Annotated in this window: 9 protein-coding genes; 7 read left to right on the forward strand and 2 right to left on the reverse strand. The window is 71.9% G+C overall.

All coding sequences use genetic code 11. The features are described 5' to 3' along the window. Window positions 1-5: 5 nt before the first annotated feature. From C6361_RS13000 to C6361_RS13030, 6 genes are all read left to right on the forward strand, one after another. Window positions 6-1223 (forward strand): allantoate amidohydrolase, encoded by a 1218-nt coding sequence (locus C6361_RS13000; protein ID WP_234359468.1) that lies wholly within the window; start codon window positions 6-8, stop codon window positions 1221-1223. Then, the gene (locus tag C6361_RS13005; RefSeq protein ID WP_107267901.1) at window positions 1220-2563 is read left to right on the forward strand and encodes a formimidoylglutamate deiminase; all 1344 of its coding nucleotides are present in this window, start codon (window positions 1220-1222) and stop codon (window positions 2561-2563) included. The genes C6361_RS13000 and C6361_RS13005 overlap by 4 nt, the downstream gene beginning before the upstream one ends. Further along, window positions 2560-3732 carry an imidazolonepropionase gene (hutI, locus tag C6361_RS13010; protein WP_107267902.1) on the forward strand — a complete coding sequence of 391 codons (1173 nt, stop codon included), beginning with the start codon at window positions 2560-2562 and terminating at the stop codon, window positions 3730-3732. The genes C6361_RS13005 and hutI overlap by 4 nt, the downstream gene beginning before the upstream one ends. After that, window positions 3720-5273, forward strand: a complete 1554-nt coding sequence (gene hutH, locus C6361_RS13015; RefSeq protein ID WP_107267903.1) for a histidine ammonia-lyase — start codon at window positions 3720-3722, stop codon at window positions 5271-5273. Before hutI ends, hutH begins: the two co-directional genes overlap by 13 nt. A gap of 86 nt (window positions 5274-5359) precedes the next feature. Then, complete coding sequence (locus C6361_RS13020; protein WP_107267904.1) at window positions 5360-5635, forward strand: DUF4190 domain-containing protein; 276 nt, start codon at window positions 5360-5362, stop codon at window positions 5633-5635. 263 nt (window positions 5636-5898) lie between these two features. Then, the gene (locus tag C6361_RS13030) at window positions 5899-6414 is read left to right on the forward strand and encodes a CGNR zinc finger domain-containing protein (protein ID WP_107267906.1); all 516 of its coding nucleotides are present in this window, start codon (window positions 5899-5901) and stop codon (window positions 6412-6414) included. Window positions 6415-6484: 70 nt separating this feature from the next. On the opposite strand, the gene C6361_RS13035 is transcribed toward C6361_RS13030, so the two are convergent. Then, window positions 6485-7510 carry a DUF6346 domain-containing protein gene (locus tag C6361_RS13035; RefSeq protein ID WP_107267907.1) on the reverse strand — a complete coding sequence of 342 codons (1026 nt, stop codon included), beginning with the start codon at window positions 7508-7510 and terminating at the stop codon, window positions 6485-6487. A gap of 10 nt (window positions 7511-7520) precedes the next feature. Continuing rightward, complete coding sequence (locus C6361_RS13040; RefSeq protein WP_107267908.1) at window positions 7521-13910, reverse strand: RHS repeat-associated core domain-containing protein; 6390 nt, start codon at window positions 13908-13910, stop codon at window positions 7521-7523. Window positions 13911-14247: 337 nt separating this feature from the next. On the opposite strand from C6361_RS13040, the gene C6361_RS13045 reads away from it, so the two are divergent. Beyond that, complete coding sequence (locus tag C6361_RS13045; RefSeq protein ID WP_159079308.1) at window positions 14248-18021, forward strand: ricin-type beta-trefoil lectin domain protein; 3774 nt, start codon at window positions 14248-14250, stop codon at window positions 18019-18021. Window positions 18022-18101: the final 80 nt, after the last annotated feature.

The following is an 18101-nucleotide window of genomic DNA, read 5'->3' on the forward strand; positions in this document are numbered from 1 at the left end:
CGGCGTTGACGTCGAACCCGTTCCCCGTGCACACCTGGTTTCCCCGGCTCTGGGCGGAGATCGCCCCGATCGGCCGCGACCCGGGCACCGGCGGCTACCTCCGGTACGGCTTCACCGAGCCGGTACGCGAGCTGGAGCGGTGGTTCCGCGGCGTCGCCGAGGCCGACGGGGCGCACGCGGTCGAGCCGGACGGCAACGGCAACCTGATCGCCTGGTACGGGCCGCCGCCCGAGCGGGGCGACGCCGTCCTGCTCGGCAGCCACTTCGACTCCGTCCCGTACGGCGGTGGCTACGACGGCCCGCTCGGCATCGTCAGCGCCCTGCTGGCGGTCCGGGCACTCCGACACGAGGGCCGGGAGTTCCGCCGGCCGGTCGGGGTGGTGGCGTTCGCCGAGGAGGAGGGGTCGCGGTTCGGCGTACCCTGTCTCGGCTCCCGGCTGCTCACCGGGGCGCTCGACCCGGCGCGGGCGGCGGCGCTGACCGACTCCGCCGGGGTCAGCCTGGCCGAGGCGATGGGCGGCCGGCCGGCGGGGGCCCGGCCGGAGCTGCTGGGCCGGATCGGCGCCTTCGTCGAGCTGCACGTCGAGCAGGGCCGGGCGCTGGTCGACCTCGGCGCGCCGGTCGGGGTGGCCAGCGGGATCTGGCCGCACGGCCGCTGGCGGCTCGACTTCGACGGCGAGGCCAACCACGCCGGCACCACCCGGATGGCGGACCGGCGCGACCCGATGCTCACCTACGCCTTCGCGGTGCTGGCCGCCAACAAGGAGGCCCGGCTGCGCGGCGCGCACGCCACGATCGGCCGGGTCGAGGTGGAGCCGAACGCCACCAACGCGATCCCGGCCCGGGTCCGCGGCTGGCTGGACGCCCGGGCCGCCGACGCCGGCACCCTGGAGGCACTGGTCGAGGGGGTACGCGCCAAGGCCGCCGACCGGGCCAGCCGGGACGGTACGAGCCTGACGGTCACCCGGGAGTCGCTCAGCCCGCCGGTCGAGTTCGACGGCGGACTGGTCAAGGCGTTCCGGCTCGCCGAGGGCGTACCGGTGCTGCCGACCGCCGCCGGGCACGACGCCGGAATCCTGGCCGAGCACGTGCCGACCGCGATGCTCTTCGTGCGGAACCCGACCGGGGTGTCGCACTCCCCCGCCGAGGCGGCCGAGGACGACGACTGCGCCGAGGGCGTACGCCGGCTGGCCGACCTGCTCGCCCAGCTGGCCGCCGGATGACCGGCACCGATCCGGCGCGCTACCACGCCGAGTACGCCTGGTTGCCGGACCGCCCCGAGCCCGACGCCGACGTGCTGATCGAGGTGCTCGACGGCCGGTTCGGCGCGGTCACGCCCGGGGTGCCGGTGCCGCCGCCGGACGCCCGCCGGCTGCCCGGGCTGACCCTGCCGGGGCTGGCCAACGCGCACTCGCACGCCTTCCACCGGGCGCTGCGCGGGCGCGGCCACGGCGGCCGGGGCGACTTCTGGACCTGGCGGGACACCATGTACGCGGTCGCCGACCGGCTCGACCCGGAGCGCTACCTCGCACTGGCCCGGGCCACGTACGCCGAGATGGCGCTCGCCGGGATCACCTGCGTCGGCGAGTTCCACTACCTGCACCACGCCCCGGGCGGCGTCCCGTACGCCGACCCGAACGTGCTGGGCGCGGCGCTGGTCGAGGCCGCCGCCCAGGCGGGGGTCCGGCTCACCCTGCTGGACACCTGCTATCTGACCGCCACTGTGGACGGTCAGCCGCTGGCCGGGCCGCAACGGCGGTTCGGCGACGGCGACGCGGCGCGCTGGGCCGGGCGGGTCGCCGAGTTCACCCCGGCCGGCGGGCACGCCCGGCTCGGTGCGGCGATCCACTCGGTCCGGGCGGTCCCGGCCGACCAGCTCGCCGAGGTGGCCGGCTGGGCCCGGGACCGGGCCGCCCCGCTGCACCTGCACCTCTCGGAGCAGCCGGCCGAGAACGAGGCGTGCCTGGCGTACCACGGGAAGAGCCCGACCGCGCTGCTGGCCGAGGCCGGCGTGCTCGGCCCGGCCACCACGGCGGTGCACGCCACCCACCTGTCCGAACCGGACGTCGGGGTGCTCGGGTCCAGCGGTACCGGGGTCTGCGCCTGCCCGACCACCGAGCGGGAGCTGGCCGACGGGGTGGGACCGTTCCGGAGGCTGGCCGACGAGGGCGTCGCGATCAGCCTCGGCAGCGACAGCCACGCCGTGCTGGATCTCTTCGAGGAGGCCCGGGCGGTGGAGCTGAACCTGCGGCTGGCCACCCTGACCCGGGGCCACTTCACCCCGGCCGAGCTGCTGCGCGCCGCGACCGAGACCGGGCACGCCGCGCTGGGCTGGCCGGACGCCGGCACCCTGGCGACCGGCGACCGGGCCGACCTGGTCACCGTCCGGCTGGACAGTGCCCGGACCGCCGGGGTGCCGCCGGTCGGGGTCTTCTTCGCGGCCGGCACGGCCGACGTGACCGACGTGCTGACCGACGGCCGGCCGGTGGTGCGGGAGGGCCGGCACGTCCGGCTCGACGTGCCGGCCGAACTGTCGGCGGCGATCGCGGCGGTGACGCCGTGAACCTGCTGATCGACAACATCGGGGAACTGGTCACCAACACCGGGATCGGCGAGGGTGGGCCGCTCGGCATCCGCCGCAAGGCGGCGCTGCTGGTCGAGGAGGGCGAGGTGGCCTGGATCGGCCCGGCCCGCTACGCCCCGGCCGCCGACCGGCGGATCGACGCCGACGGCCGCGCGGTGCTGCCGGGATTCGTGGACAGCCACGCCCACCTGGTCTTCGCCGGGGACCGGGCCACCGAGTTCGCCGCCCGGATGGCCGGCGAGCCGTACACCGGGGGCGGGATCCGGACCACCGTCGCCGCCACCCGCGCCGCCGACGACGACCGGCTCCGGGAGACCGTCGGGCGGCTGCGCGCCGAGGCGGTCCGGCAGGGCACCACCACGATCGAGATCAAGAGCGGGTACGGCCTCACCGTCGCCGACGAGGCCCGCTCGCTGCGGATCGCCGCCGAGTTCACCGCCGAGACGACATTCCTCGGTGCGCACGTGGTGCCGCCGGAGTACGCCGACCGCCCGGACGACTACGTCGGACTGGTCTGTGGGCCGATGCTCCGGGCCGCGCTGCCGTACGCGAAGTGGATCGACGTCTTCTGCGAGCGGGGTGCCTTCGACGCCGACCACGCGCGGGCGATCCTCACCGTCGGGCAGGCCGCCGGGCTGGGTGTGCGGGTGCACGCCAACCAGCTCGGTCCCGGGCCGGGGGTGCAGCTCGGGGTGGAGCTGGGCGCGGCCAGCGTCGACCACTGCACCCATCTCTCCGATGTGGACGTGGAGATGCTGGCGATGTCGGAGACGGTGGCGACCCTGCTGCCCGGCGCCGAGTTCTCCACCCGGTCGCCGTACCCGGACGCGCGGCGGCTGCTCGACGCGGGGGTGACCGTGGCGCTGGCGACGGACTGCAACCCGGGGTCGTCGTACACCTCGTCGATGCCGTTCTGCGTGGCGCTCGCGGTCCGGGAGATGGGCATGACCCCGGCGGAGGCGGTCTGGGCGGCCACCGCCGGTGGCGCGCGGGCCCTGCGCCGCGCGGACGCCGGGGTGCTCCGGCCGGGGGTACCGGCCGACCTGAGCATCCTCGACGCGCCCTCCTGTCTGCACCTGGCCTACCGGCCCGGTGTTCCACTGATCAGCCAGGTCCTGCACAACGGAGTACCGCAATGTCAACAGTGACCCGACCCGTCGTCACCGTCCAGCCCACCGGGATATCCCCGGCCGACGTGCTGGCGGTGGCCCGCGGGACCGCCACGGTCGTCCTCGATCCCTCCACACTGGACGCCATGGCGGCCAGCCGGGCGATCGTGGACCGGATCGAGCAGACCGGCCGCCCGGTCTACGGCGTCTCGACCGGGTTCGGGGCGCTCGCCAACACCTTCGTCACGCCGGATCGGCGGGCCGAGTTGCAGCACGCGCTGATCCGCTCGCACGCCGCCGGGGTGGGCGCCCCGATGCCCCGCGAGGTGGTCCGGGCGATGATGCTGCTCCGGATCCGCTCGCTCGCGCTCGGCCACTCCGGGGTACGCCCCGAGCTGGCGCAGGCGCTCGCGGACCTGCTCAACGCCGACATCACCCCGTGGGTGCCGGAACACGGCTCGCTCGGCGCCTCCGGCGACCTCGCCCCGCTGGCGCACTGCGCGCTGGTGCTGCTCGGCGAGGGCTGGGTGGTCGGCCCGGACGGCAGCCGGCAGGACGCGGCGGCGGCGCTGCGTGCCGCCGGGCTGCGCCCGGTGACGCTCGCCGCCAAGGAGGGGTTGGCGCTGGTCAACGGCACCGACGGAATGCTCGGGATGCTGCTGCTGGCGGTCGCCGACGCCGGTCACCTCTTCACCATGGCGGACGTGACGGCGGCACTCGCCATCGAGGCGATGCTCGGCTCGGAGCGCCCGTTCCTGCCGGAGCTGCACGCGATCCGCCCGCATCCGGGGCAGGCGCTCTCGGCGGCCAACATCCACCGGCTGCTCCAGGGATCGTCCATCATGGACTCGCACCGGGACGACCTGTCGCACGCCGTGCAGGACGCGTACTCGATGCGCTGTGCCCCGCAGGTCGCCGGGGCGGCCCGGGACACCCTCGCCTTCGTCGACCAGGTCGCCGGCCGGGAACTGCGCTCGGTGGTGGACAACCCGGTGGTACTGCCGGACGGCCGGGTCGAGTCGACCGGCAACTTCCACGGCGCCCCGCTCGGCTTCGCCGCCGACTTCCTGGCCATCGCCGCCGCCGAGGTCGGTGCGATCGCCGAACGCCGGGTCGACCGGCTGCTCGACGTCACCCGGTCCCGGGAACTGCCGGCGTTCCTCTCCCCCGACGCCGGGGTCAACTCCGGGCTGATGATCGCCCAGTACACCGCCGCCGGCATCGTCGCGGAGAACCGGCGGCTCGCCGCGCCCGCCTCGGTCGACTCGCTGCCGACCAGCGGCATGCAGGAGGACCACGTCTCGATGGGCTGGGCGGCGGCCAAGAAGCTGCGTACGGTGCTGGAGAACCTGACCAGCCTGCTCGCGGTGGAGCTGATCGCCGGGGTACGCGGATTGCAGTTGCGGGCCCCGCTCACCCCGTCCCCGGCCGGCCGGGCCGCGCTGGCGGCGTTGCGGGACGCCGTCGGCGAGCCGGGACCGGACATCTTCCTCGCCCCGGCGATGGAGGCGGCCCGTGCGGTGGTCGCCGGCCCCGAACTGCGGGCGGCGATCGAGGCGGAGGTCGGACCCCTGGGGTAGAAGACCGGCATCCGCCCACCGCCGGGCGTTATCGATCGCACCGTCCTGGGTAAGTCCGGTGTGGACATCCACATCGAGGAGGAGAGATGGCAGCGCAAACCACGGGCGGGGCGGCCGAGCAGGCCGGCGGGGCGGTTCGCGGCACCAATGTGATGGCGATCCTCTCCCTGGTCTTCGCCTTCATCTTCGCACCACTGGGCATCGTCTTCGGCGTCGTCGCGAAGCGGCAGATCCAGCAGACCGGCGAGCAGGGCAGCGGACTCGCGAAGGCGGGCTTCTGGCTCGGCATCGTCTTCACCGCACTCACCGTGCTCTGGTTCGTCCTCATCGTCGTCGTCGCGGGAGCCTCGAACGGAAGTTGAGCACAGCGCGGAGAACGCGGGGTGGTTCGTCCGGTCCGGTCGCGGGTCGGAGGACCACCCCGCTCCTTCGGCCCACCACGAAGGTACGGCCGGCTGCCCGGGTCGCCAGCGCCGACGGTCGTGCCGTCCCGGGCAGCAGGCGCCACATCCCGCAGTGGCACGACTGGTAGCTCACGATCCCGTCACTGGTCCGGTGACGTGACCGGGTCTGCCAGTGGTGCCCGTTCTCGTCGCTCATGGTCCGAGCCTGCTGTAATGGCGTTGTGCATCTCAACCCTTACGGACAGGACGCGGTACGACTCGCCGCCGACCTGGCCAACCAGCGCCCCCACTCCCTGCCCGACCTGGTACGCCGGTGCGCCGCCGCCGGGCTGGTGCTCGACATGCCGGTCGGGGAAGCGGACCTGTCCGTGGCGCTGGAACTGGTCGACCAGTGGACCGAGATCGTCGACGCCACCGATCCGACGCAGCGGGCCGCCCTGGTCAACCGGCTGCTGGCGGCCGCTTCGGCGTACCCCCGACTCACGGACCACGGCGGCACCGGATGGCACCTGCACTACCGCGACGACGGCGTACCGCTCGGCACGGTGCTGCGGGCCCTGGTCAGCGTCGGTACCGCCCTGCACCTCGCCGGGCGCGGCATGTCCCGGCTCGGCCGCTGCGCCGCCGACGACTGCCGGACCATCTACGTCGACACCTCCCGGGGTGGCCGGCAGCGCTACTGCTCGCCCCGCTGCGCCAACCGGGACGCCGTCCGCCGGCACCGGAGCAGCCGATAGGTCGGGCCGCTCGGGAAGCACCGGCTCGACGCCGTCCGGGACCGCACGCTTGCGCTGGCGCTGCCGGGCGTCAGAGGAACGTCGAGAGCAGCCAGCACAGCCCGACATTGAGTGCGACCACCGCGAGCAGAAACCGCCAGCCGGACCTCGGGAACGAGTCCTCCGCCGCGTCGGTGCCGGCGGCATCCGCTGCCTCGGTCCGTAGCACGCCGGAGGCGGTGGCGTCGGCCGGGGCTTCGTACTCCACGACCGTCTCGATGCCGTCGAGTACGGTCACCGTCGCGGTGACCCCGCCGATCACGGCGCCGTCCGGGAGCAGAGCGGACACCGCCACCCGGTGCTGTCCCGGCGCGACCGGAAAGCGGTGGGTGGACCAGTTGAGGACGTCGAGGTCGGTGCCGTCGACCGACAGCCTCGGTCGGCTCTGTTCGTAGACCGGTGCGAGCGGATCCGGGTACCGGAAACGGATCAGCAGCGAACCGGTTCCCGGGGCCATCCTGGCCAACGGCTCGTACGGCGAGTCGGCGGGTGACGGTTCAGGCGGCGGCGACTGCGGAGTCTGCGACTGCGGAGTCCGCTCCACGCTGGGTGACCGCCTGCCGAACCAGCGCACGGCACGGGTCGGGCCGAGCAGACCGATCAACAGGGCGGTGCCGCCGACAAACGCGGTGATCGCCAGCACCGCCAGCGACAGCAGTGTGGCGGCCCAGGCGAGAAGGCCGAGGAGCAGGTTACGGCCCTGCTGGGTGAACGAGCAGTCGTCCGGCTCCGTCCGGGAGCAGTAACCGACCAGGGTGGGGGGCCGGTCCCGGTCCTCGGGGGTGACGATCGACGGGCCGACGACCGACGACACGGTACGCCCGTCCGGCAGGGTGACGGTGACCTCGCAGTTCCACCAGTAGCCGAGTCCAGCGGTGCTGACCGGACCGACCCGGTCGCACGCGCCGACCTGGGCGGTGCCGGTCACCCGCTCGCCGGAGACACGGGGAGGCTCCCCGGCGTACAGGTTTCGTACGCCGAGGAGCATCCCGCAGACGACCAGACCGACGACGTAGACGACGATCGCGGCGAGGAGCGCCTGCCCGCGTGTCCGCACCGGACCGACGCTACCCTCGGGCGTTTCCGAGGAACCCGTTCAGCCCGTTCCACGGATTGAACTCGCCCAACTTTCCGAAGTCGTCGGCGTTCCCGGGCAGATAGCCACCGACCACACCACCGACGACCATGGAGTTCGGATCCGACGAGAGCACGTTCCTGGTGAACCCGGGAGACTTCCTGGTCGGAGCGAGCTTCGCCGATAGTTTGTTCAGGTCCCTCCGCATGGTGACAGCACGCTTCAGCTCGGACGGAGTGAACTGTTGCTTGACCTCCTTGAGCATCGCCCTCCCGGAAGGCAGGACCTTTCCTCGGCCGGCCTTCTCCCAACTACCGCTGACGACGCGTGACGCCCCGAGTTTGCCTGCCGTCTTGGCGACGCCCGCCTTCACGATTCCGCCTACCAGGCTGGTGGCTCCCGCACCGACCGCGCCCATGATGGCCCCGACACCCGTGTTCAACAGAACCTTTCCGAGGCTGTCGCCCTTGAGATAGGAGGACAGGCCCGAGCCGACCGCACCCGCGGCGGCGCCGCAGGCCAGCGTCGCCGTTCCGAGCGTCACCGCCGTGCAGGTCAGGCCGACGGCGACACCGGCGATGACCCCGACGAGGTCCGGGTGCTTCTTGGCCCAGCGGACGCTTGCGTCCCAGCCGCCCTTGGCCTTGCAGAGAAGGTTGCACTTCTTCTTCTTCGGCGGCGAGCCCTTGTCGTCGCCACCGCCACCACCGCTCCGCTTCGGCGGGCGAGGCGGAGCCTTCCAACCGTTGGCGGCGTTGTTGGTGGCGTTCTTGGTGGCGGTCGGCGACCTGTCGATGTTCTTCGGACCGCAGTTGTACTTCGCACACGGCGTCTGGCTGTCGTACGCGTTGGTGCCGCCGGGATCGGACCGGTTCACCGGATCGTCGCCCGCGTACGTGTATCCGCCGATCTGGTTCGGGTCCTCCGTGTTCAACAGCGGGTCGACGCTGACGAACCGCCCCGCCGCCGGATCGTAGTGCCGGGCGCCGAGCACGGTCAGCCCGGTCGTCGAGTCGGTCGGCTTGCCGAGGAAGCCCCGGCTGTTCGGCCAACTGGTCGGGGCCGTCCCGCGCGGTGCGCCGTACGGGGTGAACGCCCGCCACCTCGGGTTGGTGCCGTTGTTGTCCAGGGTCAGCGTGGCGGTACCCAGCCGGTCGTTGATCAGATAGCTGTACGCCCCGGCGGTCGTGCCGCTGCGGACGCAGGTGGTGCCGTCCGCTCCGGAGTAGTAGCGCCGGCCGCTGACCGTGCCGTTGGCCGTGTTGAGCGTCAGCTCCTGGCCGGGCAGGTAGAGGACGGCGTTCTTCTCCTTCAGGTTGCGCTGGATCAGCAGTTCGCCGTCGGCGTCGTAGACGTAGCTGGCATCGACGGTGCTCCCGGTGCGGACCTGGGCGAGCCGGCCGTCGATGCTCCAGTCGAGGGTCTGCGTGCCTCGCTCCGGAGTGGTCCGGCCGATGGTGTTGCCGAGGACGTCGTACTGGAAGGTCCGGGTGGTGGTGCCGGCCGGTCCGGTGGTCTGCTCGGAGCGGACGGCGTGCGGCTGGCTGCCGCCGGCCGCCGGGTAGCTGTACGTCGTGGTGGTGTCGCCACCGCCACCGGCCAGCCCGTGCTGGACCTGACCGGTCCGGTCACCGACGTCGTTGTACGTCCAGCTCGTCCAGTACGGGTTGATCCCGCCGACGGTGGCGTTGCTGCCGCCGCCGGAGAGGTCGACCGCGCAGGCGTCGGTCGCCGTCCACGCGGTGCTGAGCCGGCCGAGCAGGTCGTAGCGGAAGCACTGGGTCTCCTGCTGTGCCCCGGAGTTGCGGGCGTCGGTGACCCGGGTGACCTTGCCGGCCGCGTTGTGCTTGTAGACGACGTCGTTCATCCGCGAGTTGCCGGTGCCGTTGCGGTCGACGTACGTGTTGACCAGGCGCTTGCTGTGCTCGTCGTAGACGTAGGTCGTCCAGGCGGTGTTGGTGGTGCCGAAGCCGAACTTGCTCTGCGACACCTGCCCGAACGCGTTGTACCTGGTGGAGTCGACGTAGTTGCCGAGCGAGCTGCCGACTCCCGAGGGCAGGTCGAGGGCGGTGTAGGTGTGGTTCACCGTCTCCGCCGGCAGGCCACCACCGGTCGGGAAGATCGACTTCTTCAGCAGCCCGTTGGTCGGGCTGTACTCCCGGCCGAAGCTGTAGGTGCCGGCCAGGGTGCCGTTGGCCGGGTCGGCCGGGATGGTGACGTTGACCCCGACCTCCTCGCCCCAGACGTTGTAGCCGGTCGGCGCGGTGACGTACGCCTTTCCGTTGTCGTAGCTGGTCGAGCTGGCCACCTCGCCGATGCCGTTGGTGATGGTGGTCGAGTCGTAGGTCCAGGTCGCTATGGGTGGGGCCGTCGCGCTGGTGCCGTCGTACTCGCCGGTCTGCCGGTCCAGCGCGTCGTAGGTGGTGGTGACGGTCCGGCCGAGCGGGTTCTTCGCCGAGGTGACGTTGCCGTTCGCGTCGTAGCCCAGCTCACTGGTGCCGGAGTCCGGGTCCGTCTTCCGTACCGCCCGGCCCCGCAGGTCGAAGGTCGTGGTCCAGGAGTTGCCGTCGTCGTCGGTTACCCGGTCCTGGTTGCCCCGGCGGTCGTACCGGTAGCTGATCCTCACCGGGTTGCCGCCGCTGACCACCGAGCCGCTGACGGTGGGAACCGCCCGGTAGCTCAACCGCTCGACGGTGCGACCACGGCCGTCCGCCACCTCGGTCGTCGGGGTGCCACCCTCGGGCGGGATGGTGGTGATCCGGTCGCCGCCGTAGATCGACCGGGTCTGCCACTTCGTCTGGCCCTTCGACCTCGACACGATCAGCGTCTTGCGGCCCACCCCGTCGTAGCTGATCAGATCCTGGTTCGGGATCTGCTGGTCCTTGCCGACCATGTTCAGCATGGTGGTGTTCGGCGTGCTGGCGCTGTCGTGGTACTCGTTGTTCGCCATCCGCAGCCAGCCACGCGAGTCGTAGAACGAGTCGGTGACCAGCCGACCCCCGACCGGGGTCGAGGTCTGCTTCTGCCTCGGCCGGGCCATCGCGTCGAAGAACTCCACCTCGACCCGGTAGGACCCGTCGTCGTTCAGCGCCGAGGTGGTGACGGTCGACGGAACCGAGTTCGAGACCGCGTACGCGTACTTCTCGTTCGCGCCCTCGCTGAGGCTGCGACCGGGCAGCCACACCCCGACCAGCCGGCCCAGCGCGTCGTACCGCTGGGTCGTCTTCCGCTCGTTCTCGTCGACCTCCTCGACCTCCAGGCCACGGGTCGGTTCGAGGGTGGTCCGGGTGACGTGCCCCATCGGCCTGGTGGCCTTCACCCCCGTGGTCAGGCCGTTGGTCATCGTGTACTCGGTGATGGTCTTGTTGCCGTTCGCGTCGAACGACTCCACCGACCGGCCGTAGTCGTCGTTCTTCGTCCGGGCGGCGACGACGTAGCCGCCCTCGGTGTAGTGCTGGACGACGTTGACGGTTCCGACGGTCGGCGCCGGCTGCGGCCAGGTGGTGGCGTAGGTCGGGGTGTCGAAGAACGCCCGGGTGCTGGAGATGACGTCCGCCGGACGGCTCACCGAGGCGGGCGCGGTCTGCCCGTTGATCCCGGACCCGCCGCAGGGCAGCGCGAACGTCTCGGTCTGGGCGACCTTGTCGACGATGTGCGCCGTCGTGTTCGTCGGCGCGTAGGTGGTCACCGCGCAGGTGGCCTGGCTCGGCTGGCTGATGTCCCCGTGGTCGTACGTCACGGTCGGCAGGCCGGTCGAGGTGTGGTAGGTGGTGTCGACCCGGGTGGTCCGCCAGGTGGTGGGGCTGGTCGAGGTGATCGCCGTGGTGGTCCTCGTCGACGCGGTACGCACCATCTGCGCGGTCAGGTCGCCGACCGACCGCTTCCGGGTCGCGGTCGCCGGGCTGACCCAGTGGTCGGTGACCGTGCTGTCGTGCACCGCGCCACCGTCACCGTCGTACCGGACGACCTGCCGGACCGAACCGGCCAGGTGCCTGTTGTCCGGCACCTCGACCGCCGCTCCCGGCACGGTCACCGCGGTGGAGAGCTTCACCTTCGCACTGCGGCGGCCGTTGTTCGGCAGCCGGTCGCCGTCCATGCCCCGGTAGTAGATCTCCTCGGTCAGCGTCTTCTGGTCGACGCCGGCACCGGTCCGGGTCTGCACCCGGCCGAAGCCCCGCCACTGCCCGTAGCTGCGGTGCTTGTCCTTGACCACCTCGCTGTCGTCGTACGCCCACGCGCCGCCGTCGAGGTAGTCGTACCTCGTGTACACGGGTGTGCCGCCGCCGGTGGTGTCCTGGTCGGTGACCTCGGCGACCACGTACTTGTGGAACCAGTCGCGGGTCGGGTTCTCCTCGCCCTCCTTGGTCCAGTAGACCGGGTAGCAGAGCTTGGTGTTGCTCTCCGGCGCCAGGGTGACCGGTGCGGCGCACTCGGTGCGGTAGCCGATCCCGACCACCTCGCCGGTCTCGGTGGTGATGGTCGAGATGCGGTTGTGGTTCATCGCCGGGGCGCCGTCGAGTCCGTCGGCCCGGTTCGGCAGCTTGGTCGGCTCGAAGGTGACCGGGGGCAGGGCGACCGCGCTCGCGCCGGTGCCGCCGGTGTGCTGGATCGACGAGAGCCAGAGAGCCGGGGTGGTGCCGTCGCCCGGCGCCGGGAAGGTGTGGGTCAGCGTGTGGCTGTCCACTGTGGTGTAGCCGGTGCCGTTGTTGACCTGGGTGACGATGCCGGTGAGGCGCAGCCGGGTCCAGAAGGTGACGGAGTGCATGTAGCAGTCACCGGTGGGCTTGCAGTTCAGGTCGTACGGGGTGTCCGGCCACTTGCTCTTGTTCTTGTCGATGTTGGCCGGGGCGCAGACCGTCGCCGACTCCACGCACCGCTCGGAGTAGCTGAAGTCGACCCGGGCCGGGGCACGGCCGGTGTACGGGTTCGGGTCACGCAGCCCGTAGTCGATGTGGTCGAGGTATCCGCCCCGGATGTACTTGACCGGCGTGAAGCCCTTGTTCGGCCCGTAGTAGCCGGTCTCGGTGCCGTAGTAGTACGCGATCGCGTTCCTGTCCGGGTCGACGACGTAGTCGAGGTTCCACTTCCAGGCCATCTCGCAGTGCGAGTTGGCGAAGCCGGTCGACTTGTAGCACGGGTCGCCGGAGCGCGGGTGGTAGACCCGCTGCGTCCAGGTCGAGTTCGTGACGGGGTTGTTGCCGCTGTGCCCGGGGAGCTTGTTCTTCCCGAAGAAGTACTGGGTACCGTCCTGGGTGGTGATCTTCCAGTGCTCGCCGCCGTGGCTGCCGTTGTCGGCACCGGGCAGCAGCTCGACCCGGGCGCCGTTGTCGCTGGAGAGCCGCCACTTGGTCGGCACCGTCGCGTCGTAGACCAGGTCGCCGGAGCCGGCGCCGAAGGAGACGCTGACGATCGGGCCGGCCCAGCACGAGTCGTTGGTCTTCGGCGCCGCCGAGTCCTCGGAACATGTCCGGTAGGTCCGTTCCACCGCCCCCGGTGAATAGTCCCACCCGTCGCCGATCGCCGAGGACTGGTTGTTGGTGGAGACCTGCTGCCCGTCGACCGACTGGGACGAGTAGCCCAGCTCCACCGACGGCGCCAGGTCACCCGGCACCGGCGGCAGGTCGACCGGATAGCTGTAGCCGAAGTCGCCCGAGCTGCCGCCGGCCGTCCACGAGCCGGACGGCTTGAGCGGGGTAGCGCCGTAGTCGCCGGTGTCCCCGGCCGCTCCGGCCGCCACCGCGAAGACGGCGGTCGAGGCGGTCGGCGAGGTCCGGTCGGCACGCTGACCGGCCGGCAGCGCCAGCACCGCGCTGAGCTGGCCGTCCTCCCAGTGGGTGGACAGCGGGGTGCGCACCCGGCAGGCCGGCTCGGCCGGGGTGCTCGCCGCACACGCCGGCAACGAGACCAGGCGCAGCCGGCGGGCCCAGTCACCGCCGTACGCCCCGGCGATGCTCGACGGATCGACCCAGACCCGCACCTGGCCGGGCTTGCCGGCGCTCCCGCTGGGAGTGGCCTGGAGCAGCAGGCCGTCGATGCCGGCGCGCTGGGCGGTCGCCCGGTCCGCCAGGGTCAGCCGCAGCGCCGACGGGCCGTCCGGGGTCGCCCTCGCCACGCGTACCGGCAAGGTGCCGGCGGCCACCGCGGCGTCCGGGCCGGCGGATCGGCCGGCGGTCCCGGGGGCGTCATCCAGCTCGACCGTCGCGGTGCCACCTGCCGGCCAACCGACCTGTGGCGGCACCCAGCGCTCGCCGAAGTTCGGCGTCCGCTTCGGCGCCGGTGGCATCGGGGTGCCCCGGACGCTGGACCAACGCTGTTCGGCCGGCGGGGCGGCCGCGGCGGGGCCCGGGGGCAGTACCGCCAGGCCCAGCGTGGTCAGCAGCACCAGGCCGACGCCGGAGCCGACGTACCGCCGCTGCGATCCGTGCGGACGTCTGGCGGCCGGAAACCCGCTGCGTCCGGCTCTGCTGTGTCGATAGTGGACGGTTGACAAGAATCGATCGACTGGGCGCTGGACTGCTTTCGTCATCCTGACGACCCCCGTGGTCTGCGATGCGGTGGCCGGACTCTACCGCTCACAAATCCAAATACGTAACTCTCGACTTTTCCGCGACGGAGTCATATTGTGCGGCCCGCAGGGTCCACATCGTCCTGTCACATTTGTTGCCCTATTCGGACAGACGGCCGTAATCGATTTATGTCGGCACGCAACGGGGGATCGAATGGCTCACCATGCCTTCAAACGACGACTTCTTCGACCAGGAACCGTAGCGGCGCTGGCTCTGCTGCTGGCCGCCTCCGGGACGGTGGCGCTCGTACCGGCCGCCGCGCGGGCGGAGCCCGCACCGGCCCGCCCGGCGAACCGGATCGACCGGCTCGGCGACTCGGACCGCGCCGCCGCCGAGGCGAGACTGACCGGCCGGTCGGTCGAGGTCAGCTCGGCGACCACGGCCAGCTCCCGGACCGTCGCCAACCCGGACGGCACGTTCACCATGGACGTGAGCCCGCGACCCACCCGGGTCAAGCGGGACGGTGGCTGGGTGGCGCTCGACCCGACCCTGCGCCGCAACCCGGACGGCAGCTACAGCCCGGCCGCCGCCCCGTACGACCTGGTGCTCTCCGGCGGCGGCACCGACCCGTTCGCGCTGGTCAGCAATGGTGACAGCAAGCTGGGCCTACGGTTCCCGTCCCGGCTGCCGGCGCCGACGGTCTCCGGCGCGACCGCGACCTACCCGGCCGTGCTGCCCGGGGTCGACCTGGTGGTCACCGCCAACGAGCAGGGCGGCTTCGCGCACGCGCTGGTGATCAAGAACGCGGCGGCCGCCGCCGACCCGGCGGTACGGAACCTCACCCTCCCGCTCGTCACCCGCAACGCCACGGTCCGCACCATGCCGGACGGCGGCCTGGCCGCCGAGGACCAGTACGGCCGGACCGTGTTCAGCGCCCCGACCCCGGAGATCTGGGACTCCAGCCTCCCGACCGGCGAACAGGCGGCCGCGACCGGCAGCCCGCAGCGCTCCACCCCCACCGAGGCCAGCCCGGCGGCGAAACGCGCCACGGTCACCACCCGGGTCACCGGTGACGCGCTCACGCTCTCGCCGGACCCGGCCCTGCTCGGCGATCCGGACGTGCGCTACCCGCTCTATCTCGATCCGGCGTGGAACGCGAACTCGACCGCACCGGCCCGCAACGCCTGGACGTACGTCGACAGTGCCCGCAAGGACAACTCGTACTGGAACAACTCGGGGCGGGCCCGGTCCGGTTACAACGGCTGGGAGTCGCCGTACTACGTCGGCCGGTCGTACTTCCAGTTCCCGATGTCGAGCGCGCTCTGGGGCGCCAACATCATCAGCGCGACGCTACAGACCAAGTCGGTCTGGTCGGCCAACAACAGCAACGACTTCACCTTCAAGATCTTCCGGGTGGGTGTGATCAACAGCTCGACCACCTGGAACAAGCAACCCACCCGGTACGAGCAGATCGACTCCCAGAAGCTCGCCGGCAACTGGCGCAGCGACGGCAGCGAGAACCCGAAGCAGCACGACTTCAACGTGCTCGCGCTGATCCGCAGCGCCGCCGCCGGCAAGTGGCCCACCGCCACCCTCGGCCTGATCAACAACCACGAGGGCGACAAGTACGCCTGGCGCAAGTTCCAGAACAACCCGACCATCGCCATCACGTTCAACTCGATCCCGCGCACCCCGGACCGGTACGCCACCAGCCCCTCGGTGCCGTGCAACAGCAACCCGGTCGGGCAGATCGGCAACACCTCGGTGACCTTCTCGGCCAACCTCTCCGACCCGGACGGCACCCAGACGCAGCTCGAGGGCCAGTTCAGCGTCGTCAACGAGACCACCGGCGCCACGGTCGCGTCACCCAAGGTCACGGTCAGCAACAACAAGGTCGCCTCGGTCACCCTGCCCGCCAGCCAGTTCAGCAACGGGCAGCGGTACGCCTGGAACGTCCGGGCGTACGACGGCAAGGACACCAGCCCGGCGACGCCGACCTGCCGGTTCGTCTTCAACAGCGCGCAGCCGGCGCCGCCGACGGTGACCTCCACGACGTACCCGGACGGGACCACCGGAGCACCGGTCGGCACCCCCGGCACCTTCACCCTGACCCCGCCCGCCGGCAGCGACGCGCCGATCAGCTACGTCTACAGCCTGAACACCCCACCGCCGGCGACCGTGCCACAGTCCTACGGCCCGTTCCGGGGCGGCACCCTGCTGCCGGCCCAACCGGCGAACGCACCCACCAGCGTCACCATCACCCCCCGCCGGTTCGGCCCGAACATCCTGTACGTCTACGCCATCAACGGCGCGGGCAACCCCGGCCCGGTCAGCAGCTACCGGTTCAGCACCGACGCACCGAGCACGCCCGCCCCGCCGGGTGACTTCACCGGGGACGGCCGCCCCGACCACATCGCGATCGGCACCGTCTACCGCCCCGGCGCCTGGCTGTACGCCGCCACGGACGGCACCGGAAAGCTGGCCGCCGCGGTCCAGGTCGGCCTGGACGGCCCCGGCGGCGCCGGCAGCACCGGCGCGCTCACCGACTGGACCGGCGCCAAGGCCAGCCCGCTGGACCTCAACGGCGACGGCGCACAGGACCTGCTGGTACGGCTGCCGCGCAGTGACGCCGACGGCAACGTGCACGTGTTGCCCGGCAACGGAGACGGCAGCTCCTTCGACCCGGTCGACCGGATCCGGATCCAGCTCCCCCGGATCGACGGCGAGGCCGGCAACCAGACCGTCGACCAGATCGTCGCCTCGCCCTGGCCCAGCATCACCGGCTCGCCGCTGCCGGACCTGTACGTGATCGTCGGGGACGTCCTCTACCTCTACCCACCGGGCTTCCCGCCCGGGGCGTACGACGCGCCGATCCTGCTCAGCACCGGCTGGACCGGCCGGACCATCACCGCCGCCGCCGCCGGGGCCGACCCGGCGCTCTTCGCCCGGACCAACGGCACCGGCCGGCTGGAGCTGCTCACCGGGAACACCGCCACCGGCACCCCGGCCGGGGTCACCGGCGGCCCGGTCACCGTCTACGCCACCAGCGGCTTCGACTCGGCGTCCACCCCGGCGATCGACGGCACCGACGTCAACCGTGACGGCCGGCCGGACCTCTGGACCAACCGGGGCAACAGCTCCATCGACGGCCGGCTGAACACCGGCAGCAACACCCTGGCCGCGGCGGTGGCCAACCCGACCGGCGGCAAGGGCCTGCTCCGCTCGGCGGTCGCCGGCAGCTTCTGCCTGGACAACAAGAACGGCGGCACGGCCGACCGCAACATCATCTGGGCGTACGCGTGCAACGCCGGACCCCCGGCGCAGATCTGGCAGGTCGTCGACGACGGCAGCATCCGGATCGCCGGCAAGTGCCTGGACGTGACCGGCAACGGCACCGCGAACAAGACCCTGGTGCAGCTCTACACCTGTGCCGGCACCAGCGGACAGCGCTGGCAGCCCGGCGCGAACGGGTCGCTGGTGAACCCCTCCTCCGGCCGCTGCCTGGACGCGCCGACGCCGGTCGGCAACGGCGCGCAGATGTACATCCACGACTGCCACGGCGGACAGAACCAGGACTGGCGGCTCGACGAGAGTGGGGTCGGCCTGATCCGGTCGGCGTTCGCCGGCAAGTGCCTGGACAACGACCGGGGCGTCCTGGCGAACACCAACAAGGTGCAGATCTACGACTGCAACAGCGGCTCGTCGCAGATCTGGGCGATCCTCGGCGACGGCCGGGTCCGGATCGGCGGGACGTACTGCCTCGACGTCGCCAGCTATGCCACCGCCAACAACTCGCCCGTGCACCTCTACGCCTGCCAGGCGGGGGCGGCCACCAACCAGGAATGGCGGATCGGACCCAACTTCAGCCTGGTCAACCCGGTCTCGGGGCGGTGCCTCGACGTACCGGGATCCAACACCACCAACGGGACGGCGTTGCAGATCCACGACTGCAACGGCTCCAACGCCCAGCGCTGGATGCCGTCCTGACGCTGAGGCCAGGCCGACACCGGTCGGGCAGGTCCGGGGCGTACCCGGGCCGGCCCGGCCGGTCGGCAGCGTGCCGGTCG

The organism is Plantactinospora sp. BC1 (assembly GCF_003030345.1).
Lineage (GTDB): Bacteria > Actinomycetota > Actinomycetes > Mycobacteriales > Micromonosporaceae > Plantactinospora.

What these genes read in the sequence shown, in the direction of transcription:
- C6361_RS13005 (WP_107267901.1), top strand. Translation starts at nt 1,220, where the DNA reads ATGACCGGCACCGATCCGGCGCGCTACCACGCCGAGTACGCCTGGTTG.
- hutH (WP_107267903.1), top strand. Translation starts at nt 3,720, where the DNA reads ATGTCAACAGTGACCCGACCCGTCGTCACCGTCCAGCCCACCGGGATA.
- C6361_RS13020 (WP_107267904.1), top strand. Translation starts at nt 5,360, where the DNA reads ATGGCAGCGCAAACCACGGGCGGGGCGGCCGAGCAGGCCGGCGGGGCG.
- C6361_RS13045 (WP_159079308.1), top strand. Translation starts at nt 14,248, where the DNA reads ATGGCTCACCATGCCTTCAAACGACGACTTCTTCGACCAGGAACCGTA.